Source organism: Chelatococcus caeni (assembly GCF_014196925.1).
Taxonomy (GTDB): Bacteria; Pseudomonadota; Alphaproteobacteria; order Rhizobiales; family Beijerinckiaceae; genus Chelatococcus_A; species Chelatococcus_A caeni.
In genome coordinates, this window is the sequence record NZ_JACIEN010000001.1 from 1,427,182 (window position 1) to 1,450,028 (window position 22,847).

Annotated in this window: 13 protein-coding genes and 1 pseudogene; 7 read left to right on the forward strand and 7 right to left on the reverse strand. The window is 68.8% G+C overall.

Annotated features, from left to right (window positions below; all coding sequences use genetic code 11):
* Window positions 1–234: 234 nt before the first annotated feature.
* Both mfd and GGR16_RS06785 read right to left on the reverse strand, forming a co-directional pair.
* Window positions 235–3,756, reverse strand: coding sequence for a transcription-repair coupling factor (gene mfd / locus GGR16_RS06780; RefSeq protein ID WP_183316071.1), 3,522 nt, complete (start codon window positions 3,754–3,756; stop codon window positions 235–237).
* A gap of 69 nt (window positions 3,757–3,825) precedes the next feature.
* The gene (locus GGR16_RS06785; RefSeq protein WP_019404098.1) at window positions 3,826–4,122 is read right to left on the reverse strand and encodes an FAD assembly factor SdhE; all 297 of its coding nucleotides are present in this window, start codon (window positions 4,120–4,122) and stop codon (window positions 3,826–3,828) included.
* Between the two features lie 126 nt (window positions 4,123–4,248).
* On the opposite strand from GGR16_RS06785, the gene recG reads away from it, so the two are divergent.
* Window positions 4,249–6,354, forward strand: a complete 2,106-nt coding sequence (gene recG / locus GGR16_RS06790) for an ATP-dependent DNA helicase RecG (protein ID WP_183316072.1) — start codon at window positions 4,249–4,251, stop codon at window positions 6,352–6,354.
* 2 nt (window positions 6,355–6,356) lie between these two features.
* Here the strand turns inward: recG and GGR16_RS06795 are convergent, their stop codons facing one another.
* Window positions 6,357–7,136: a DUF502 domain-containing protein gene (locus tag GGR16_RS06795; RefSeq protein WP_183316073.1), complete on the reverse strand. Its 780-nt coding sequence runs from the start codon at window positions 7,134–7,136 to the stop codon at window positions 6,357–6,359.
* 153 nt (window positions 7,137–7,289) lie between these two features.
* Here GGR16_RS06795 and GGR16_RS26410 point away from each other — a divergent pair, with 153 nt between their 5' ends.
* On the forward strand, window positions 7,290–7,736 hold the full coding sequence (locus GGR16_RS26410; protein ID WP_343059605.1) for a YbaN family protein: 447 nt from the start codon (window positions 7,290–7,292) through the stop codon (window positions 7,734–7,736).
* A gap of 24 nt (window positions 7,737–7,760) precedes the next feature.
* Here GGR16_RS26410 and glmS read toward each other — a convergent pair whose 3' ends face one another.
* On the reverse strand, window positions 7,761–9,587 hold the full coding sequence (gene glmS, locus GGR16_RS06805; protein ID WP_019404102.1) for a glutamine--fructose-6-phosphate transaminase (isomerizing): 1,827 nt from the start codon (window positions 9,585–9,587) through the stop codon (window positions 7,761–7,763).
* A gap of 138 nt (window positions 9,588–9,725) precedes the next feature.
* The gene (glmU, locus tag GGR16_RS06810; RefSeq protein ID WP_183316074.1) at window positions 9,726–11,102 is read right to left on the reverse strand and encodes a bifunctional UDP-N-acetylglucosamine diphosphorylase/glucosamine-1-phosphate N-acetyltransferase GlmU; all 1,377 of its coding nucleotides are present in this window, start codon (window positions 11,100–11,102) and stop codon (window positions 9,726–9,728) included.
* Between the two features lie 244 nt (window positions 11,103–11,346).
* Between glmU and GGR16_RS06815 the strand changes: the two genes are divergently transcribed.
* The 3 genes from GGR16_RS06815 to aat are packed head-to-tail and all read left to right on the forward strand — an operon-like array spanning window position 11,347 to window position 15,793.
* On the forward strand, window positions 11,347–12,936 hold the full coding sequence (locus tag GGR16_RS06815) for an OpgD/OpgG family glucan biosynthesis protein (protein WP_183316075.1): 1,590 nt from the start codon (window positions 11,347–11,349) through the stop codon (window positions 12,934–12,936).
* The gene (mdoH, locus tag GGR16_RS06820; RefSeq protein WP_050996744.1) at window positions 12,933–15,113 is read left to right on the forward strand and encodes a glucans biosynthesis glucosyltransferase MdoH; all 2,181 of its coding nucleotides are present in this window, start codon (window positions 12,933–12,935) and stop codon (window positions 15,111–15,113) included. The genes GGR16_RS06815 and mdoH overlap by 4 nt, the downstream gene beginning before the upstream one ends.
* A gap of 14 nt (window positions 15,114–15,127) precedes the next feature.
* Window positions 15,128–15,793 carry a leucyl/phenylalanyl-tRNA--protein transferase gene (aat, locus tag GGR16_RS06825; protein ID WP_019404106.1) on the forward strand — a complete coding sequence of 222 codons (666 nt, stop codon included), beginning with the start codon at window positions 15,128–15,130 and terminating at the stop codon, window positions 15,791–15,793.
* Between the two features lie 184 nt (window positions 15,794–15,977).
* Here the strand turns inward: aat and GGR16_RS06830 are convergent.
* A pseudogene (locus GGR16_RS06830) lies at window positions 15,978–16,370 on the reverse strand (DUF2155 domain-containing protein); the annotation flags it as partial.
* 264 nt (window positions 16,371–16,634) lie between these two features.
* Between GGR16_RS06830 and GGR16_RS06835 the strand changes: the two are divergent.
* On the forward strand, window positions 16,635–17,273 hold the full coding sequence (locus GGR16_RS06835; protein ID WP_183316076.1) for a GNAT family N-acetyltransferase: 639 nt from the start codon (window positions 16,635–16,637) through the stop codon (window positions 17,271–17,273).
* On the opposite strand, the gene GGR16_RS06840 is transcribed toward GGR16_RS06835, so the two are convergent.
* Window positions 17,249–17,659 carry an NADH:ubiquinone oxidoreductase subunit NDUFA12 gene (locus tag GGR16_RS06840; RefSeq protein ID WP_019404109.1) on the reverse strand — a complete coding sequence of 137 codons (411 nt, stop codon included), beginning with the start codon at window positions 17,657–17,659 and terminating at the stop codon, window positions 17,249–17,251. The genes GGR16_RS06835 and GGR16_RS06840 overlap by 25 nt on opposite strands.
* An 831-nt stretch (window positions 17,660–18,490) precedes the next feature.
* Between GGR16_RS06840 and GGR16_RS06845 the strand changes: the two genes are divergently transcribed.
* Window positions 18,491–22,240, forward strand: a complete 3,750-nt coding sequence (locus tag GGR16_RS06845) for a vitamin B12-dependent ribonucleotide reductase (RefSeq protein ID WP_019404110.1) — start codon at window positions 18,491–18,493, stop codon at window positions 22,238–22,240.
* The last annotated feature ends 607 nt before the right edge of the window (window positions 22,241–22,847 follow it).

A 22,847-nucleotide genomic window follows, 5' to 3' on the forward strand; every position in this document is an offset into this window, starting at 1 on the left:
GTCAAGTTTGCCGTGCAAGGATGGTGAGAGCCTCGGGGCGGAATGACCGCACAGGCGATAAAACCTATATATATGACAATGGATTACCATGATATCTTTGCGCCTATGCCCAGTTGGTCATGGCCGGGCTCGTCCCGGCCATCCACGCTTTTGACGCTGCTTAACTTCTCAAGGCGTGGATGCCCGCGACAGGCGCGGGCATGACGGCGACCCGGTTTTCTGCGGCTGCGAAAATCACGCCGCCTTGCGCTGTTCGGCGATGCGCACGAGGTCGCGCAGCACGCGGGCCGTGCCCTTCAGGCGCGCCTCGGCGCTGTCCATGTCCTGGATGAAGACGATGCGCATGTCCGGCCGCACCTTGGCGAGCGTGCCCTCGCCGGCGACATAGGCGATGAGGCCTTCCGGATTGGCGAAGGAATTGTCGCGGAAGGCGACGATGAGGCCCTTCGGCCCGGCCTCGACCTTCTCGACATTGGCGCGCCGGCACAGGGCCTTGATGGCGACGAGCTTGAGGAGCTGGTCCACCTCTTCCGGCAGCGGGCCGAAGCGGTCGATGAGTTCGGCGCCGAAGGCATCGATCTCGTCGTCGCGCTCCAGCGTCGACAGGCGCTTGTAGAGGCCGAGGCGCAGCTGCAGGTCGGGCACGTAGCCCTCCGGGATCATCACCGGCGTGCCGATGGTGATCGACGGCGACCATTGCTCCTCGGCCTCCTCGTCGGTGACACCGGCCTTGAGCTGGGCCACCGCCTCCTCCAGCATCTGCTGGTAGAGTTCGTAGCCGACCTCCTTGATGTGGCCGGACTGCTCCTCGCCGAGGAGGTTGCCCGCGCCGCGGATGTCGAGGTCGTGGCTGGCGAGCTGGAAGCCGGCCCCGAGCGTGTCGAGCGACTGCAGCACCTTGAGCCGGCGCTCGGCCGTCACGGTGAGCGTGCGGTTGGCCGGCACGGTGAAGAGCGCATAGGCGCGCGTCTTCGAGCGGCCGACGCGCCCGCGCAGCTGATAGAGCTGGGCAAGGCCGAACATGTCCGCCCGGTGAACGATGAGCGTGTTGGCGCGGGGGATGTCGAGGCCCGATTCGACGATGGTCGTCGACAGGAGGATGTCGAACTTGCCCTCGTAGAAGGCCGTCATGGCGTCTTCGAGCTGGCCGGCCGGCATCTGCCCGTGGGCGACGACGACGCGCGCCTCCGGCACCTCGGCGTCGAGGAAGGCCTTGACCTCGGCGAGGTCCTCGATGCGCGGGCAGACGTAGAAGGCCTGGCCGCCGCGGTAGCGCTCGCGCAGCAGCGCCTCGCGCACGACGAGCGGATCGAAGGGCGTGATGAAGGTGCGCACGGCGAGACGATCGACCGGCGGCGTCGCGATGAGCGACAGTTCGCGCACGCCGGTGAGCGCGAGTTGCAGCGTGCGCGGAATGGGCGTCGCCGACAGGGTCAGCACGTGCACCTCGGCGCGCAGCTCCTTCAGTCGCTCCTTGTGGGCGACGCCGAAGTGCTGCTCCTCGTCGACGATGATGAGGCCGAGGTCCTTGAAGCGGATGGCCTTGCCGAGCAGGGCATGGGTGCCGACGACGATGTCGACGGTGCCGTCGGTGAGCCCCTCCTTCACCTTCTTCATCTCGCCCGCCGCGACGAAGCGCGACGCCTGGGCGATACGGACCGGCAGCCCCTGGAAGCGCTCGGCGAAGGCCTTGTAGTGCTGGCGCGCCAGCAGCGTCGTCGGCACGACGACCGCCACCTGGCGGCCCGACAGGGCGACCGCGAAGGCCGCGCGCAGCGCCACCTCCGTCTTGCCGAAGCCGACGTCGCCGCAGATGAGCCGGTCCATGGGCCGACCGGCGGCGAGGTCGTCGAGCACGGCGTCGATGGCGTTCTGCTGGTCTTCCGTCTCATCGTAGGGGAAGCGCGCCGAGAACTCGTCGTAGAGCCCTTCCGGCGGCTGGATGCGCGGCGCCTCCTTGAGGGCCCGCGCGGCCGCGATCTTGATCAGCGCCCCGGCCATCTCGCGGATGCGCTGCTTGAGCTTGGCCTTGCGCGCCTGCCAGGCGGCACCGCCGAGCTTGTCGAGCACCGCCTCCGTGTCCTCCGAGCCGTAGCGCGACAGGAGCTCGATGTTCTCCACCGGCAGGAACAGCTTGTCGCCGCCGGCATAGTGCAGCTCGAGGCAGTCGTGCGGCGCTCCAGCCGCGTCGATGGTCTTCAGCCCGACGAAGCGGCCGATGCCGTGGTTGACGTGCACCACGAGATCGCCGGCCGTGAGGCTCGACACCTCGGCGATGAAGTCCTGCGCGCGCTTGGCCTTGCGCTTGGCGCGCACGAGACGGTCGCCGAGGATGTCCTGCTCGCCGACGATGGCGAGGTCATCGGTCTCGAAGCCGTGCTCCAGCCCCCAGACGACGAGCGCCGCCTCGTTGCGGGCGAGCGCCGAGACATGGGCGAGACGCGAAATCGGCTTCGCCTGCGTCAGGCCATGGTCGGCAAGCACATGGCCGAGGCGCTCGCGCGAGCCCTCCGACCAGGCGGCGAGCACCACATGCTTGCCCGCCTTCTGCAACTCGCGCACGTGGCGCACGGCGACGTCGAAGACGTTCGCCGTCTCGTCCGCCCGCTCGGCGGCGAAGCTGCGCCCCTGCCGGCCGCCGACATCGACCACGAGCCGTCCGCTCGTCTCCGGCTGGGCAAAGGGCGTCAGGCGGACAATCGCTTCTTTTCCAACCTGTTCCGCCCATTCGCTCGCACCGAGATAGAGCGCGTCCGGCGGCAGCGGCTTGTAGGGCGCACCGCCGACGACCGGCTGGTCGAGGGCGGCCTTGCGGGCATCGTAATAATCGGCGATCTGCGCGAGACGCTCGCCCGCCGCGTCATCGGCGAGCGCGTCGAAGACGAAGGGCACGCCCGGCAGATAGGTGAACAGCGTGTCGAGGTGGTCGTGGAACAGCGGCAGCCAGTGCTCGACGCCGGGATGGCGCCGCCCCTCGCTCACCGCCTCGTAGAGCGTGTCGTCCCGCGTCGCCGTGCCGAAGGCCGCCACATAGCCCTGGCGGAAGCGGCGCATGGTCTCGGTGGTGAGCTGCAGTTCGCTCATCGGCACGAGGTCGAGCGCGCGCAGCTGGTGCGTCGTTCGCTGCGTCTCGGGATCGAAGGCCCGGATCGATTCGAGCGTGTCGCCGAAGAAATCGAGGCGCAGCGGCTCCGGCATGCCCGGGGCATAAAGGTCGACGATGCCGCCGCGCACCGCATATTCGCCCGTGTCACGCACGGTGCCGGTGCGCAGGAAGCCATTGACCTCGAGCCAGCTGACGAGCGCCTCCATGTCCATGACATTGCCGGGCGCGGCCGAGAGCGTCTCGGTGGCGATGCGGGCGATGGGCGGCACGCGCTGCAGGATGGCGTTGACTGTCGTGAGCAGGATGCGCGGCTTGTCCTCTCCCGCCCGCGTGCGGGCGAGCCGGGCGAGCGTCGTCATGCGCCGCGCGGTCACGGCGGCGTTGGGCGACACCCGGTCGTAGGGCTGGCAGTCCCAGGCGGGAAAGGAAAGGACATCGATCTCCGGCGCAACGAACGACAGCGCCGTCTCCATCGCCGCCATGCGCTGGCCGTCGCGGGCCACGTGCACGAGCGTCGCCGCCTTCTCCTCGCCTTTGGCGAGGGCGCGTGCGAGATCGGCCGCGACGATGGCGTCGAGCCCGTCGGGCACGCTCGCGACGGTGAGGCTTTCGGCCCGCTTCAGGGCCTCGATGGCGCGTTTGAGCTGCATGGCATTCTTGGATGATGGATGTGTCTGCCGGCTGTCCGAAGCAGCCGGGGCGCCGCAAGTTCCCGGGCGTTACGATCGGGCGGGCGCGCCGTCGGCGTGGAAGTCCCGCATGCGGCGGAAGAGCGGCGTGTCGTAGGCTGCCGGCACCGGCTCGCTGCCGCTGATCCAGGAGAAGAGGTCCTTGTCGATGAGCTCGATCAGCCGCTCGAACTCGGCGATCTCCCCTTCGTCCAGCTCCGCCACATGGGCATCGGCGAAGCGGCCCATGATGAGGTCCATCTCGCGCATGCCGCGATGCCAGGCGCGATAGAGGATGCGCCGCCGGCGCATGGCGAGGTCGCTGTCGTCCGGCTGGTTGTCGTTCACGGTTTGTCTCCTTCGCGGCCGAACACGCGAGAGTCGTCGCGCCGGGCTTGGGCGGGTATATAGCGCCCGACAGGATGTCTGTCAGCCCGCCCGCGATTCCCTTTCGAGCCTCGAGCAGCTCCAGCGATGCGCCCCTCGCCCCTCGATCCGCTCTTCGCCGAAGTGACCTCGCTGCCCGGCGTCGGCCCGCGCATGAGGCTCCTGTTCGACAGGCTCATCGGCGAGCCGGGCAAGTCCGCCCGCGTGCTCGACCTGCTCTTCCACCTGCCCCATGGCGCCGTCGACCGGCGTGCGCGCCCGACGGTGGCCGAAGCCGTGCCCGGCGAGATCGTCACGCTCACCGTCCGCGTCGCCTCGCATCATCCCTCGCCGCCCGGCCGCTCGCGCGCGCCCTATCGCGTCGTCGTGGAGGACGAGACGGGCGACGTCACCCTCGTCTTCTTCAACGCCGACCGGCGGCGCCTCGACAAGCTGCTGCCCATCGGCGAGGAGCGGTTCGTCTCCGGCAAGATCGAGCTGTGGGACGGGCGGCGCCAGATGGTCCACCCCGACCGCGTCGTCGATGCCGCCGGCCTTGCCGACATGCCGGTGGTGGAGCCGACCTACGGCCTCACCGAGGGGCTGACGGCGCGCTATGTGAACCGCATCGCCCGCGCCGCCCTGGCCCGCGTGCCGGAACTGCCCGAGTGGCAGAAGGAGAGCTGGCTGGCGCGCAACGATTTTCCCGATTTCCGCACCGCGCTCGAGCGCCTGCACGCGCCGCAGGACATGGCCGCCTTCGCCCCGGACAGTGCTGCCCGCCGCCGCCTCGCCTATGACGAGCTGCTCGCGACCCAGCTCGCCCTCGCGCTCCTGCGCAAGAGCCTGCGCCGTGCGCCGGGACGGGAGAACGTCGGCGACGGCCGCCTCGTCGCCCGCCTGCGCGAGGTCCTGCCCTTCGCCCTCACCGGCTCCCAGGAACAGGCGGTGGCCGACATCCGCCGCGACCTCGCCGCGCCGCAGCGCATGCTGCGCCTCTTGCAGGGCGACGTCGGCTCCGGCAAGACGGCGGTGGCGCTGATGGCCATGGCGAGCGCCGTCGAGGCCGGCCGGCAGGCGGCGATGATGGCGCCGACGGAGATCCTCGCCCGCCAGCATTTCGAGCGCCTCGCGCCGCTCGCCGAAGCCGCCGGCCTGCGGCTCGGCCTCCTCACCGGCCGCGACAAGGGCGCCGAACGGCGCCGCACACTCGCGGCGCTTGCCGATGGCGGCCTCGACATCGTGGTCGGCACCCATGCGCTGTTCCAGGAAGACGTCGCCTTCCACGACCTTGGCCTTGCCGTCGTCGACGAACAGCACCGCTTCGGCGTGCACCAGCGCTTCGCCCTCGGCGCCAAGGGCGCGGCCGTCGACGTGCTCGTCATGACGGCGACCCCCATCCCGCGCACCCTGGTGCTCACCTATTTCGGCGACATGGACGTGTCGGTCCTCAAGGAGAAGCCGGCCGGCCGCAAGCCGATCGACACCCGCACCGTGCCGCTGGAGCGGCTCGACGAGGTGGTGGGCGCGACCGGCCGGGCGATCCGCGGCGGCGCGCGCGTTTATTGGGTCTGCCCGCTCGTCGCCGAATCGGAGACGCTCGACGTCGCGGCGGCAGAGGAGCGCTACGCGAGCCTCGTCTCGGTCTTCGGGAGCGAGGCCGTCGGCCTCCTGCACGGCAAGATGCCGGGGCGGGAGAAGGACGCCGTCATGGCGCGCTTCGCGGCGGGAGACCTCAAGATCCTCGTCGCCACCACGGTCATCGAGGTCGGCGTCGACGTGCCCGAGGCGACCGTCATGGTCATCGAGCACGCGGAGCGATTCGGCCTCGCCCAGCTGCACCAGCTGCGCGGGCGCATCGGCCGCGGGGCGGCCGCCTCCACCTGCCTTCTCCTCTACAAGGCGCCGCCCGGCCCGGTGGCCGAGGCGCGCCTCAGGATCATGCGCGAGACGGAGGACGGCTTCCGCATCGCCGAGGAGGACCTGAAGCTGCGCGGCGAGGGCGAGATCCTCGGCACGCGCCAGTCCGGCGCTCCCGACTTCCGCCTGGTGCGCACCGAGACCGATGCGGACCTCATCGCCGCCGCCCGCGACGATGCCCGGCTCGTCATCGAGCGCGATCCCAGGCTCGCGGGCCCGCGCGGCGAGGCGCTGAAGCTGCTGCTCTATCTCTTCGAGCGCGACGAGGCCATCCGCCTGCTGCGCGCCGGCTGAGCTTACGGCTGCGCCGGCTCCAGCCCCTTGCGCTTGCGCGCCGGCAGCGCCTTCGCCGGCGCCGGCTTCGAACTGTCCGGCTGGATGACACCGCCGGACATGATGAGCTTCGCCGCCTCCTCCACCGTCATGGAGACCTCGATGACGTCCTTGCGCGGCAGGTAGAAGAAGAAGCCCGTCGTCGGGTTGGGCGTGCACGGCATGAAGACGCCGACATAGTCACCGGCATCCGGCAGCCGCTCGGCGATGGTCCTGGCCGGCGGCGTCGACAGGAAGGCGATCGACCACACCTCGCGCGAGGGATAGGGGATGAGCACCACCGAGCGGAAGGAGGTGCCCTGCTCCGAGAACACCGTCTCGAAGACCTGCTTCACGCCCTTGTACAGGCTGCGCACCACGGGCATGCGCGCCAGGATGCGTTCGCCGAAATTGAGCAGCGAGCGCCCGACGAGATTGGCCGTCAGGAAGCCGAGCAGGGTCAGGCCGATGAAGGCCACGACGAGGCCGAAGCCCGGGATGGCGAAGGGCAGATAGGTGTCCGGCAGGTAGGCCGCGGGGATGAGCGGCTTCACCCAGCCGTCGATGAGGCTGATGATCCAGGTGACGATATAGGCCGTGATGGCGAGCGGCCCGGCGACGACCACGCCGGTCAGGAAATAGTTGCGCAACCGGGAGCCGGCCGTGTGCGGCCGGACGGCCGACGCGGCGGCCACCTCCTGAGCGATCTGATGCGCCGTCGGGACGAACCTTTCGTCCTCCGGCTGCTTCTGCCTGTCATCCATGCGATACAACCTGTTCCATGAGGCTTGCCGGGGCGTGTCATGCAGCCGCATCCCCGCCGCGAGGCCCTTTCACAATTGATGGGGCTTTGCCATTTTCCTTGCAAGCACGCCGATCATCGCAGGCATTTCGGACAGATCGAATCGGAACGGCACGTGGAAGGCAGGAGGACCGATCAGGATCGCCACGGCGGCGCAACCGACGCAGGGCGGCGGATTGCGACCCGCTCGCCGGCTGCGCGCCTCATCTATCTCGGCCTCGGCTGCCTCTTCGTACCGGTCGGAGCCATCGGCCTCGTCATGCCGCTCCTACCGGGCACGGTCTTCCTCATTCTCGCGGCGGCATGCTTTGCCCGGTCCTCGCCGCGTTTCGAGCAATGGCTGCTCGAGCACCGCTATCTCGGGCCGTCCGTCCGCGCCTGGCGCGCCAACGGCTCCATCCCCCGCCGTGTGAAGTGGATCGCCTGCATCAGCCTCGTCGTCAGCTACGGCATCGTGCTGGCCTCGGCCGCGCCGATGGTGGGCCGCATCGCGGCCGCCGCCTGCTTCATCGCGGTGGCGGCCTATATCATCACGCGGCCTGAGCCTGTCGCGGAATTGTGAGCGGCGGGCGGCCGCCCACCGGCCTCATTCGACGGTCACGGACTTGGCGAGGTTGCGCGGCTGGTCCACGTCCTTCCCCATGAAGAGCGCCGTGTGATAGGCGATCAGCTGGGCCGGTATGGCATAGACCAGCGGCGCGATGATGGGGTTCATGGCCGGCATGGCGACGGTCGCCATCGTCTCCACGGCCGCCTCGCGCGCCGCATGCGCCTCGCCGACGAGGACGATGCGCCCGCCGCGCGCGGCCACCTCCTGCATGTTCGACACGGTCTTCTCGAAGACGGCATCGCTCGGCGCCAGCACGATGACGGGCACCGTCTCGTCGATGAGGGCGATGGGGCCGTGCTTCAGCTCGCCGGCGGCATAGCCCTCGGCATGGATGTAGGAGATTTCCTTGAGCTTGAGCGCGCCTTCGAGGGCGAGCGGATAGGCCATGCCGCGCCCGAGATAGAGCACGTCACGCGCCTTGGACAATTCACGCGCCAGGCCCTCGATATCCGCCTCGCTCTTCAGCGCCTCGGCCATGAGGCCCGGCACCGAGATGAGGGCGGAGACGAGCCCCTCCTCGTCCCGTTCGCTCAGGGTGCCGCGCGCGCGCCCGGCGGCGATCGCCAGCGCCAGCAGCACCGCGAGCTGGCAGGTGAAGGCCTTGGTCGAGGCCACCCCGATCTCGGGGCCGGCGAGCGTCGGCAGCACGGCCGTGCTCTCGCGTGCGATGGTCGAGGTCGGCACGTTGACGACCGACAGGATCGAGGCGCCGCCCGCCTTGGCATAGCGCAGCGAGGCGAGCGTGTCGGCGGTCTCGCCCGACTGGGAGATGAACAGCGCCACGTCTGTCTCGAACAGCGGCATCTCGCGGTAGCGGAACTCGGAGGCGACGTCGATCTCCACCGGGAGGCGCGCCAGCCGCTCGAACCAGTAGCGCGCGACGAGCCCGGCGTAATAGGCCGTGCCGCAGGCCGAGATGACGATGCGGTTCACCTTGCGGAAATCGACGGCGAGCTCGGCCGGCATGCGCACCCGGCCCGCGGCGAGGTCGACATAATGGGCGACCGTGCGGCCGACGACCTCCGGCTGCTCGTGGATCTCCTTCGCCATGAAATGGCGGTGGTTGCCCTTGTCGGCGATGAAGGCGCCCGGCGAGAACCGCTGGCGCTCGCGCTGCACCACCTTGCCCGAAATGTCGCGGATGACGGCGCCATCGTGCGACAGCACCGCCCAGTCGCCGTCGTCGAGATAGGAGATCTCGTCCGTCAGCGGCGCCAGCGCCAGCGCATCGGAGCCCAGATACATCTCGCCCTCGCCGTAGCCGATGGCGAGCGGCGCCCCGTGGCGCGCACCGATGAGAAGGTCGTCCTCGCCGGCGAAGACGAAGGCGAGCGCGAAGGCGCCGCGCAGCTGCGGCAGGACGGCGGCGACGGCATCGGCCGGCGCCTTGCCCGCCCGCATCTCGCGCGTCACCAACTGCGCGACGACCTCGGTGTCCGTCTCGGTCTCGAAGACGACGCCCTCGGCCTGCAGCTCTTCCTTGAGCGCGCGGAAATTCTCGATGATGCCGTTGTGGACCACGGCGAGACGGTCCGTCGCATGCGGATGCGCATTGGTCTCGTTGGGGCGCCCGTGCGTCGCCCAGCGGGTGTGGCCGATGCCGACGGGGCCGGACAGCGGCGAGCGCGCCAGCTTGTCCTCGAGATTGCGCAGCTTGCCCTCGGCCCGGCAGCGCTCCAGCCGCCCGTTCTCCAGCGTGGCGACGCCGGCGGAGTCGTAGCCGCGGTATTCGAGGCGCTTCAGCGCATCCACCACGAGCGGGGCGGCCGGCTGCCGCCCGAGTATTCCCACGATGCCGCACATGGATGGTCTACTCCCCGAAAGGCCAGAACAGTCGTATCGTCGATCACGACGGATCGACGTGGTATCCGATCGCGATGCGCAGGCTCAAATCACGTTCGATATCCGTTTGTGACGTAAGAGCGCAGATGAGCATGCGCCTCATTCGGCCTTTTTGGTAGAAGCGCCACTAAACGTTTCGCGGAATTTCTGTGCCCAGCCGTCCTTGGTAACCTGCCGCGCGCGGCCGACGGCGAGCGCATCGGCCGGCACGTCCATCGTCACCACCGAGCCGGAGCCGACGAAGGCGCCATCCCCGATGGTGACCGGCGCGACGAGGGAGGAGTTGGAGCCGACGAAGGCGCCGGCGCCGACCTCGGTGCGGTGCTTGCGGAAACCGTCGTAGTTGCAGGTGATGGTGCCGGCGCCGATGTTCGCCCTGGCGCCGATCGTCGCATCGCCGAGATAGCTCAGATGGTTGGCCTTGGCGCCGGCCCCGAGCGTCGCGTTCTTGACCTCGACGAAATTGCCGACCCGCGCGCCCTCGCCGATGTCGGCGCCCGGACGCAGGCGGGCATAGGGGCCGACGGATGCGCCGGCGCGGACCCGCGCCCCTTCGAGATGCGAGAAGGCATGGATGACCACCCCGTCCTCCACCGTCACGCCCGGCCCGAAGACGACGTGCGGCTCCACCACCACGTCCCGGCCGAGGCGCGTGTCGGCGCTGAGGAAGACCGTCTCCGGCGCCTGCAGCGTCACCCCTTCGCGCATCGCCCTGAGCCGCAGCTGCGCCTGCAGCGCCGCCTCTGCCTGCGCAAGCTGGACGCGGTCGTTGATGCCCTGGACTTCCGCTTCATCGGCAACGACGACATGGGCCTTGAGGCCCCGCGCCCGCGCCACAGCCACTGCGTCGGTCAGGTAGAACTCCCGCTGGGCATTGTCCTGGCCGATCGCGTCGAGCAGCGCGAGCGCTTCGCCGCCGGCAAGCGCCATCAGGCCCGCGTTGCACAGGCCGACGCGCCGCTCCTCGTCGTTCGCGTCCTTGTGCTCGCGGATGGCGAGAAGGTCCTCGCCTTCGATGATAAGACGCCCGTAACCGTTGGGATCGGCGGCCTCGAAGCCGAGCACGGCCACGGCGGCACCGCGGGCGAGCTCCGCCCGCAGCCGGCCGAAGGTCTCGGCGGTGACGAGGGGCGTGTCGGCGAAGGCCACGATCACATCGTCATAGCCCTGCGCGATCTCGTCGCGCGCCGCGAGGACGGCATGGGCCGTCCCCAGGCGCTCCGCCTGGACATGCACCGCCGCATCGGCCCGCACGCGGCGCGCCTCGGCTGCGACGTCCTCGCGATCGGGGCCGACGACGACGGATACCGCATCCGCCCCCGCGGCCGAGATGGCCTCGAGCACATGGGCGAGGAGGCTGCGTCCGGCAAGCGCGTGAAGGACCTTGGGCTTGCGCGATTTCATGCGCGTGCCCTCGCCCGCGGCCAGTACGACGACGAGGCAGCGACGCGCCGCCGCCGAATCCGATGCCTTCATCAATGTCATCTCCCGCGTCTCATCCGCTGTGTGGAAGCGGACAGCGTCCAAATTTCGGCCTCTTTACGACCGCAAATCGTTGCCACTGTCAAAGGTGCATGCGTCCGGCGTGGAAGCTGTTCGCGACTCTACGAAATTTCGCCGCTGGCATCGAAAGCGTGATAGAAGCCCGCCGACACCCACGCCAGCATCCCGAACCGAACAATAGGTCGAGTTGACTGCCAAAGTGCCGAACGAATCGCCTATGTCCTCCGGCCCCATCGCGTCCGCTCGCCATCCCGACCGCCGGGAGGCACTGCGCCTCGGCCTCGGCCTCGCCGGCGGGGCCGCGCTCGGCTTGGCGGCGAGGCCCGCCCTCGCCCAGGAAAAGCCCTTTCCGCAGATCGCCATAGAGGCCGTCCTCGCCGAGGGGCAGCCCTTCCACGCCGCACGCGTGGCGGAGGTGGCGAGCGCCATCGCCCGCAAGGCCTACGTTCCGCCGCCGACGTCCCTGCCCGACGCTTTCTCCAACCTGTCCTTCGAGGACTACTCGGCCATCCGCCTGCGCGAGACGGCGCGCGTGTGGGCCGGCGAAGGGCGCAGCTTCTCGATCGAGCCGCTGCATCGCGGCTTCATCTATACGAATGCCGTGACGATCTATGTCGTCGAGGACGGCACGATCCGCCGGGTGGCCTATGATCCGAGCCGCTTCGCGTTCGGCGCGCAGCAGCCGCCGGCCGACGTCGGCAACCTGGATTTTTCCGGCTTCAAGGTGTTCTTCGGCTCCGGCCGCGAGCCCAAGCGCGAGGTCGCCGTCTTCCAGGGTGCGACCTTCTTTCGCGCCATCGCCTCCGGCCAGAACTACGGCATCACCGCGCGCACGCTCGCATTGCAGCCGGCGGATTCGCGGGGCGAGGAATTTCCGCTGTTCCGCGCCTTCTGGATCGAGCGGCCGGCGCCCGGCTCCGACAGCCTCGCCATGCACGCGCTCCTCGATGCGCCGAGCGCGGCCGGCGCGGTGCGCTTCACGCTGCGCCCCGGGGACATGACGATCACGGACGTCGAGGTGGCGCTCTTCCCCCGCACCAACCTCGACCACGTCGGCATCGGCGCCATGAACGCGACCTATGTCTTCGGGCCGAACGACGGCGCGGCCGACGACGTGCGTGTCGCCGCCTACGAGGTCAAGGGCCTGCAGATCCTGAACGGCCAGGGCGAGTGGATCTGGCGCCCGCTCTCCAATCCCGAGACGCTGCAGATCTCCGCCTTCATCGACGAGAACCCGCGCGGCTTCGGCTTGCTGCAGCGCGATCGCGACTTCTCGGCCTTCCAGGACGACCTGCGTCGCTTCGAGCTCAGGCCGAGCCTGTGGCTCGAACCCTTCGGGGAATGGGGCAAGGGGAGCGTGCAGCTCATCGAAGTGCCGACGGATTCGGACCGCAACGACAATGTCATCGCCTACTGGCGCCCGGCCCAGCCCTACAAGGCCGGCGAGGAAGCGAACATCTCCTATCGCCTCTTCTGGTGCTGGACGCCGCCGGAGCGCCCGCCGCTCGCCATCGTCGCCAACACCCGCGCGGGCCGGGGCGCTTCCGGCAACAGGCGGCGCTTCGCCATCGACTTCGTCGGCGAGCGCCTTGCCGATCCTGCCGCCATCGTCGAGATCAAGCCGTCACTTTCGGCTACGCCCGGCCAGATTCTCGATCTCAGATTGTGGTCTTATCCGGAAAGGCGCACACTGCGCGTGACTTTCGAGCTCGATCCAGGAAACGAGACGGCTTCCGAGCTGCGCCTGCTGCTGGAAGCGGCTGGCAAAGCTGCGAGCGAGACGTGGCTATATCGTTGGACGCCATGACGGACCACGCTGATCCGCGCCTGATGACGACGACCGTTCCCGATGCGATGCCGCCCGAGGCGCCGCTCGCAATGCCGACCCAGTCGCTGCGGCGGTTCGAGCCGAGCAAGGAGCGGCGTCGGCCGATCCGGCGCTTTGCCGTGCCCTGGCTCGCCCGGCTCGCCGTCTTCGGCGGCGGCGCCGCCCTCACCGCCTATGGCGTGTGGGAGATGGTGCAGGTCGTGTCGGTCAGCCGCACCACCGTGCTGCAGTGGGTGCTGGTCGCGCTCTTCTCCGTCAATTTCTCGTGGATCGCGCTGGCCTTCAGCTCCGCCGTCGTCGGCTTCATCGCCCTGCTCTGGAGCCGGCGCCCCCCGCCGGTGCCGACGACGCTCACGCGGCGCACCGCCGTCGTGATGCCGATCTACAACGAATCGACCGCCCGGGTCTTCGCCGCCGTCGCCGCCATCCGCGAGTCGATCGAGGAGACCGGCCTCGGCGCCCATTTCGACTATTTTCTCCTTTCCGACACCACCGATCCCGATGTCTGGATCGCGGAGGAGCAGGCCTTCCTCGCCCTGCGCCAGCGGCTCGGGCCGGATGCCCGCCTCTACTATCGCCACCGGCCGAAGAACACCCACCGCAAGGCGGGCAACATCGCCGATTTCGTGACGCGCTGGGGCGGCAGCTACGACCACATGCTGGTGCTCGATGCCGACAGCCTCATGACGGGCGAATGCATCGTGCGGCTTGCCGCCGCGATGGAGGCCGATCCGGACGCCGGCATCATCCAGAGCCTGCCGCTCGTCATCAACCGCAACACGCTGTTCGCGCGCCTGCAGCAGTTCGCGGCGCGCATCTACGGTCCCGTCATCGCCAAGGGCCTCGCCGTCTGGATGGGGCGGGACGGCAACTACTGGGGCCACAACGCCATCATCCGCACCGCCGCCTTCGCGGCCCATTGCGGCCTGCCGGACCTGCGGGGCAAGCCGCCGTTCGGCGGCCACATCCTCAGCCACGACTTCGTCGAGGCGGCGCTCATCCGCCGTGCCGGCTGGTCCGTCTACATGCTGCCGGAGCTCGAGGGCAGCTACGAGGAAAGCCCGCCCTCCCTCATCGATGTCGCCGCGCGCGACCGCCGCTGGTGCCAGGGCAACCTGCAGCACATGCGCGTCATCGGCGCGCGGGGCCTGAAGCTCGCCAGCCGGCAGCATTTCGCGACCGGCATCATGTCCTATCTCGCCTCGCCGTTCTGGCTCATGCAGCTCGTGGTCGGCCTCGTGCTCGTGCTGCAGACGCGCTACGTGAAGCCCGAGTATTTCACGAGCGAGTTCGCCCTGTCGCCGATCTGGCCGCGCTTCGACGCCGAGCGGGCGCTCGCACTCTTCGCGCTGACCATGGGCGTGCTGCTGGCGCCGAAGATCTTCGGCCTCATCCTCGCCCTGCTCAGGGGCTCCATCCGCCGGCCGAGCGGCGGCGGCCTGCGCCTCACCTTCTCGGCGCTGATCGAGATCCTCCTGTCGGCCATGCTGGCGCCGATGATGATGCTCATCCAGTCCGGGGCGGTATTCCAGATCCTCGCGGGGCGCGACACCGGCTGGCAGCCGCAGCGGCGTGACGACGGCTCCATTCCCTTCCGGGACATCGTGCGGCGCCATCGCATGCACGTCGCTCTCGGCATCGTCACGGGCGTCTCGGCCTTCCTCATCTCGACCTCGCTGTTCGCCTGGATGTCGCCGACCATCCTCGGCCTCGTGCTCGCCATCCTGCTCTCCTGGCTCAGCGGCACGCTGGCGGCGGGCCTCGCCCTCAAGCGCTGGGGCCTCCTGCTGACGCCGGAGGAAGCGGTCGCCCCGCCGATCGCGCTGCGTGCTTCGGAGCTCACCAGGGAGCTCGCCGTCCATGGCTTCGACGAGACCGACGGGCTGCGCGCCATCCATGCCGATCCGGCCCTTAGGGCGGCGCACGAGGCGATGCTGCCCCCCGCGGAGCCGCGCCGGCGCGGCGCGATCGACGCGGAGCGCGCGCTGGCGCAGGCCAAGCTTGTCGACGCCCGGTCCATCGACGATGCTGTAGCCTGGCTGCGGCCGAAGGAACGCATGGTGCTGTTGCACGACCGCGCGCTGGTGGCGCTGCTCGCCGGATTGCCCGGCGAGGCGCCGGCCGACCGCCCGGCCTACGACGAGGCGGCGGAATAGCGGACGCCGAACCGATGAGCGAAGGTGGGCGCAGCGGCGAGATCACGGCGGGGCTTCTGCTCAAGGCCTACGCCTGCGGCCTATTCCCGATGGCCGAGAGCGCCGATGAGCCGGGCCTGTTCTGGGTCGAGCCGCGCGAGCGCGGCATCCTGCCGCTCGACGATTTCCATCTGCCGCGCCGCCTTGCCCGAAGCGTCGCTGCGGACCGGTACGAGATCCGCATCGACGGAGATTTCGAAGCCGTCATCGCGGGCTGCGCCTCGGCGGCGCCGGGCCGCGAGCGCACCTGGATCAACCGCCGCATCAGGTCGCTCTACGGCGAGCTGTTCGACCTCGGCCACTGCCACACCGTCGAGGTGTGGGAGAACGGGAATCTGGTCGGCGGCCTCTACGGCGTGGCGCTCGGCGGCGCGTTCTTCGGCGAGAGCATGTTCCACCGTACGCGCGATGCCTCGAAGATCGCCCTCGTCCATCTCGTCGCCCGCCTGCGTCGCGGCGGCTTCACGCTGCTCGACACCCAGTTCGTCACCGAGCACCTGCGCCAGTTCGGCGCCACGGAGGTGCCGAAGAAGAAATATCTGCAGATGCTGCAGAAGAGCATAACGACGTCGGCCGACTGGTGGACGCTCCCGGCCAGCGCCCATCAGTTCGGCACCTATATCATTTCGACAATTCGATGAGTTCTTTCAGCGCCTGGCACGGTGCCGGCCAAATCGATGCCCGCCGATGACGCGGCCACATCATTCAGCGACGCGAGCCGGCCGTTGCAACTGCGGCACGGGAACGTGACGCCAGGCCCGTGGAGGGAGCTCAGCCGCCGCGGCCCGGCGCCGGCGCGTTGGCCGCGGGCTGCGTGGGCGCCGGCTCCGGAATGATCTCGGTTCCGCCCGTGCAGCCGGTCAGCCAGATGTCGTAGACCGGATGCTCGATGCCGTGCAGGCCGGGCGAGGCCGCGAACACCCAGCCGGTGAAGATGCGGCGGTATTCGTTGTTCACCGTCACCTCGTCCACCTCGATGAAGGAGGTCGTGTTCGGCGTCTCGGTGTCCGGGCGCGTGTAGCAGACGCGTGGCGTCAGCTGCAGGGCGCCGAACTGCACCGTCTCCTCGATGGCGACCTCGAACGAGACGATGCGTCCGGTGACCTTGTCGAGACCGGAAAAGATGGCCGTCGGGTTGCTGATCTTGTCCGCGCTGGCGTGCGAGACGGCCAGCGTGCTCAGCACCAGGGCGGACAGAAGGGGCACAGCCAAGCGCATCAACCAAGCCTCGTTCGCGGAAGACCGGCATGCCCGCCGGCGCCACTGCCTCTCGGCACCGTGTCCCGGTTAACATGGCGGAGATGGTGGAAAAAGGGCGCGCGCGCAGAAAATGACGGCAGCCGCGATGTTCGGTCTGCAGTGCGCGTCGCCCCTGTCGCACATGCCCCTCTCCAGCCCCTTGCGCGAACGGCCGCTGTACACGTCCCGGCAGACAGTTTAGTGACCCGTTCCCCGCCGCCTGACGCCGGAGAGCGCAAGCCCATGCAATGTCCCCGGATCACGACGCCGCGCCTCGTGCTGCGACCCTGGCGCCAGGCCGACCTTGCGCCCTTTGCCGCCCTCAACGCCGACCCGCACGTCATGGAATTCTTCCCCGGCTGCCTCGGCGCCGCCGAGAGCGATGCCCTGGCCCTTCGGATCGTCGAACACTTCGCCGCGCGCGGCTTCGGCCTGTGGGCCGTGGAGGTCGCCGGCGGTGCGCCGTTCATCGGCTTCGTCGGCCTTTCCGTTCCCCGCTACGAGACGCCCTTCACCCCGTGCGTCGAAATCGGCTGGCGCCTGGCGGCCTCCCATTGGGGACGGGGCTATGCGAGTGAAGCGGCGAGAGGTGCCCTCGCCTGCGGATTCGACCATCTGGGCCTCGCGGAGATCGTCTCCTTCACGACGGAGGCGAATGCCCGCTCGCGCCGCGTCATGGAGCGGCTGGGCATGCGCCGTGACCCGGCTGACGATTTCGACCACCCGCTGCTCGCAGCCGACCACCCGCTGCGCCGCCATGTGCTCTACCGTTTATCGAAAAGCGCTTGGACGAAACGAAACAGGGCCGCGATGGCGGCCCCGGATCAGAGAATCGAGCTGGTGGATGCGCCGCCGCTTCAGCTGCCCGGCGACCACGCCTGATAGTCGCCCGTCGCCTGCGGCCTGCGGCCGCTCGCCAGCGTCGAGCCGGCGGGACGATAGGCCTTCGGCGTGCCGGTGAAGTTGGGCCGGTGCGGCTTCTGCCAGTCGCGCGGCTTGTAGTCTTCCTGCGTCGGCGGCACGTCCACCGTGTGGTGCAGCCAGCCGTTCCAGCCAGGCGGGGTCATCGAAGCCTCGGCCTCGCCGTTGTAGATGACCCAGCGCCGCTCGATGCCGAGCGCCGGATCCTTCCTGCCGCCGCGGGTCCGGTAGTACTTGTTGCCGAACTCGTCCTCGCCGACGAACTCGCCGTTGCGCCACGTGTTGAAGCGCGTGCCGAGCGTCTGGCCGCTCCACCAGGTAAAGAACTGAAGCAGGAAGCTCTTCAAGGCTGACCCCGGTCTCGTTGCATGGGCTGCGATCGCGGGCTGCGACGCAGCGAAATCGCGCGGAATATGACCGTCTCGCCGCGCAATGTCCAGCTACGCCTTGCCGCAGGAGACGGCGGAGAATCGCCGCCGTTGGTGCCGGCCGTCCGTCAAGAGGGCATGGCTCCGGCCGGCTTCGCAGTCATCCACACCGGCCGGCGCGGGGCGGCGCCATTCCCCCTCACCCCACGACCGCGATTCGTTCGTTGGCCGGCATTGTTTTCAGCACCGCTGATGCCCCTGCCGCGCCACAACTCCCGGTCGGGAGGCAGTGTCGATAACCGCCCTTGAGATGCATGTCGCCCGCCCCCGCCATGCGCTGATCGCCGCCCGGCGCGTGGCTGCGGCACCTGCGCCTCGTTCAAGCATCACTTCAACGCGGGGTAAATCCTGCCACAGTTTTCGATACTTACGCAGGACGCGCAACACCGTCCCCGTTGTTCACATCCCCGTCACAAGATATAGGGGGCGCGAGAGTGCGCTCGCACTAATTCTTGACGGATAAGGCTTTCTAGCACTAGTTTAGGCGTTACGTCGCGGCGGCGCCGCACCGGGCTGGAACCGGCCCGGAACAGTTCCCGCAGAGGGGTGGCGAAGGCAGCCGGGCGGCGTCGGACGACGTTCCTGGAGCGGTCTTTGTCCTTGCGGGACAAGCGGTCGCCGGTGGCGGTTCACGAGCGAGGCGGGTCCAACCTGCCCGAGCGTTTCGAGGCAACAGACAGAGCTGCGGGTGGGGGCCGCCGGTTGGCGGCTTCGAGGGCGGATTCTGCCCGGCTCATGGGGATGACGACAATGCGGATCGAGCGGCGATACACCAAGGCGGGCCATTCTCCTTATTCCACGATCGAGTTCCGGCTCGCCACCAGTGAGATCCGCAATCCCGATGGCTCCGTCGTCTTCCGCCTCGAGGGCATCAGCGTGCCCGCGTCCTGGAGCCAGGTGGCCACGGACGTGCTGGCGCAGAAGTATTTCCGCAAGGCCGGCGTGCCGGCGCGCCTGAAGAAGGTGGAGGAGAACGACGTCCCCTCCTTCCTCTGGCGGTCCGTGCCGGACGAGGAGGCCCTCGCCGCCCTGCCCGAGAACGAGCGCTACGGCTCCGAGACCTCGTCCACCCAGGTGTTCGACCGGCTCGCCGGCTGCTGGACCTACTGGGGCTGGAAGGGCGGCTATTTCTCGAGCGAGGAGGACGCCTCCGCCTTCCTCGACGAGCTGCGGTACATGCTCGCCAACCAGATGGTCGCGCCCAACTCGCCGCAGTGGTTCAACACCGGTCTGCACTGGGCCTACGGCATCGACGGCCCGGGCCAGGGCCACTACTACGTCGACCACACCACGGGCCGTCTGGTGAAGTCGAAGTCGGCCTACGAGCACCCGCAGCCACACGCCTGCTTCATCCAGTCCGTCGCCGACGACCTCGTCAACGAGGGCGGCATCATGGACCTGTGGGTGCGCGAGGCGCGCCTGTTCAAGTACGGCTCCGGCACCGGCTCCAACTTCTCGGCCCTGCGCGGCGAGGGTGAGAAGCTCTCGGGTGGCGGCAAGTCCTCCGGCCTCATGTCCTTCCTCAAGATCGGCGACCGGGCGGCCGGCGCCATCAAGTCGGGCGGTACCACGCGCCGCGCCGCCAAGATGGTGGTGGTCGACGTCGACCATCCCGACATCGAGGCCTATATCGACTGGAAGGTGAAGGAGGAGCAGAAGGTCGCGAGCCTCGTCGCCGGCTCCAAGATCGTCAAGAAGCACATGAAGGCCGTGATGAAGGCCTGCGTGAACTGCGAGGCCGAGGGCGACGCCTGCTTCGATCCGGAGAAGAACCCGGCGCTCAAGCGCGAGATCAAGCTCGCCCGCCGTGCCATGGTGCCCGACAACTACATCAAGCGCGTCATCCAGTTCGCCCGCCAGGGCTATTCGGACATCGCCTTCGACACCTACGACACCGACTGGGATTCGGAGGCCTATGCGACCGTCGCCGGCCAGAACTCCAACAATTCGGTGCGCGTCGACGACGCCTTCCTCAATGCCGTCGAGGCCGACGGCGACTGGGAGCTGAAGGCGCGCCTCACCGAGCGCGTCACGAAGACGCTGAAGGCCCGGGACCTCTGGGAGAAGATCGGCTATGCCGCCTGGGCCTCGGCCGATCCGGGCATCCAGTTCCACACCACCATCAACGACTGGCACACCTGCCCGGCCTCGGGGCCGATCCGCGCCTCGAACCCGTGCTCGGAATACATGTTCCTCGACGACACGGCCTGCAACCTCGCCTCGGCGAACCTCTTGCAGTTCTACGACCGTGCCTCGCGCCGCTTCGACATCGGCTCCTACGAGCACGCCTGCCGGCTGTGGACCGTCGTGCTCGAGATCTCGGTGCTGATGGCGCAGTTCCCGTCGAAGGAGATCGCGGAGCTGTCCTACGAGTTCCGCACGCTCGGCCTCGGCTATGCCAATATCGGCGGGCTGCTGATGACCATGGGCCTGTCCTATGATTCCGACGAGGGCCGCGCTCTCGGCGGCGCCCTGACGGCCATCATGACCGGCGTCTCCTACGCCACCTCGGCCGAGATGGCGGGCGAGCTCGGCCCCTTCCCCGGCTACAAGAAGAACGCCCAGCACATGCTGCGCGTCATCCGCAATCATCGCCGCGCCGCCTATGGCAAGAGCGAGGGTTACGAGAAGCTGGCCACGCCGCCGGTGCCGCTCGACCACGCCTCCTGCGAGAAGCTCGCCCAGGGCGAGGAATTCGTCACCCACGCCAAGCACGCCTGGGACAAGGCGCTCGAGCTCGGCGAGCAGCACGGCTACCGCAACGCGCAGTCGACCGTGATCGCGCCGACGGGCACCATCGGCCTCGTCATGGACTGCGACACCACCGGCATCGAGCCCGACTTCGCCCTCGTGAAGTTCAAGAAGCTCGCCGGCGGCGGCTATTTCAAGATCATCAACCGCGCCGTTCCCGACGCGCTGCGCGTGCTCGGCTATTCGGAAGCCGAGATCGCCGAGATCGAGGCCTATGCGGTGGGCCACGGCTCCATCGCCCAGGCGCCCGGCATCAACCACGGCTCGCTGCGCGCCAAGGGCTTCTCGGACGACAAGATCGCCGCCGTCGAGGCGGGCATGAAGTCGGCCTTCGACATCAAGTTCGTCTTCAACAAGTGGACGCTCGGCGAGGACTTCCTGCGCGACACCCTCAAGGTGCCGGCCGAGAAGCTGAGCGACCCGGCCTTCGAGCTCCTGCCCTTCCTCGGCTTCTCCAGGGCCGAGATCGAGGCCGCCAACATCCACGTCTGCGGGGCGATGACGCTCGAAGGCGCGCCGCACCTGAAGGCGGAGCACTATCCGGTCTTCGACTGCGCCAATCCGTGCGGGCGCATCGGCAAGCGCTACCTCTCGGTCGAGAGCCACATCCGCATGATGGCGGCGGCGCAGCCCTTCATCTCGGGCGCCATCTCCAAGACCATCAACATGCCCAACGACGCTACGGTCGAGGACTGCAAGAGCGCCTATCTCCTCTCCTGGCGCCTGGCGCTGAAGGCCAACGCCCTCTACCGCGACGGCTCCAAGCTGTCGCAGCCCCTCAACGCCGCCCTCATCGCCGATGAGGACGAGGACGAGGAGGACGCGGTCGAGGTGCTCCTCGCCCAGGCCCCGGCAGCACGGGCGGCACAGGTGGCCGAAAAGATCGTCGAGAAGGTCATCGAGCGCGTCGAGCGCGTGCGCGAGCGCGAGAAGATGCCCGACCGGCGCACCGGCTACACCCAGAAGGCCATCGTCGGCGGCCACAAGGTCTATCTGCACACCGGCGAATATGCCGACGGGCGCCTCGGCGAGATCTTCATCGACATGCACAAGGAAGGCGCCGCCTTCCGGGCGATGATGAACAACTTCGCCATCGCGGTGTCGCTCGGCCTGCAATACGGCGTGCCGCTCGAGGAATATGTCGAGGCCTTCACCTTCACGCGCTTCGAGCCGGCCGGCTTCGTGCAGGGCAACCAGTCGATCAAGAACGCCACCTCGATCCTCGACTACGTTTTCCGCGAGCTCGCCATCTCCTATCTCGGTCGCCACGACCTCGCCCACATCGATCCGGGCGAGATCGGCCACGACGTGCTCGGCGGCGGCGTTGCCCAGGGCAAGGCCCCTGCCCCGCAGGCAACGGCCCCGCAGGTGGTCTCGCGCGGCTTCGTGCGCGGCCGGGCGACGAACTTCCTGTCGATCGCCGGCGGCGGCGACAGCCGCCCCGCCCCGACCGCCGGCCGCGGCTCCACGGTCGTCGCCCTCGCCTCCGGCGCCACGGCCCTGAAGGGCGAGCCCGCCTTCGAGGAGGACGAGGAGACCGTGGGCGAGGCGCAGATGGCCGAGCTCGGCTTCGCCGCCCCCTCCCAGCCGGCGACGGGCACCGAGCGCTCCATCGCCGACCGCCGCGCCGAAGCCCGCATGAAGGGCTACGAGGGCGAGGCCTGCCCGGAATGCGGCAACTTCACGCTCGTGCGCAACGGCACCTGCATGAAATGCGACACCTGCGGCGGCACGACCGGCTGTTCGTGAGCGGTCCTAGGTGTTGGCGGAACGCTCAAAGTTCCTTTGAAATGTCATTCAGATTGCCTCATTGACGCAACAGCCCGCCGCAGTCACATGCGGCGGGCTGTTTGGCTAGGCCAGGTTGCCGAAGGGCCAGAGGCGCGTGCTACTCCAGGCCTCGAAGCCGTAGCCGAGCTCGCCAAAGGCTTAGAAGGTGCCGGCGTCACAGTCCGCCGACAGACTGTCCCCCAGGCCCGGATGAACACCGAGCGGCTGGTCGCCAAGTCGTGCCAATTGTAGCCCCCCGGCCCTGAAGGAAACCCTGCCCATACCGTGGCGCCATAAGGCCCGACATGGTAGTTGCCGCTTGAGCCCCACGATGCACGCGCATCGACGTCGAAGCCGCCTCGACTCCTTCGGCCTCCAGGCGACATCATTGGAAGGTGAACAACCTCGATGAGGTTCCGAAGTTGCCCCGGCCGAGGGGCCACATGTTGACCGCCGACCGGAACTGCCAATTCGCCGTGGTCCTCAAGGACAACTGGAGGCTGATTTTCGAACCCGCCCACGCGCCCCTCCCCCGGCGAGAGGATGGTCCATCAACCGACAATGCCGTTGAGACGCCCTATATCGC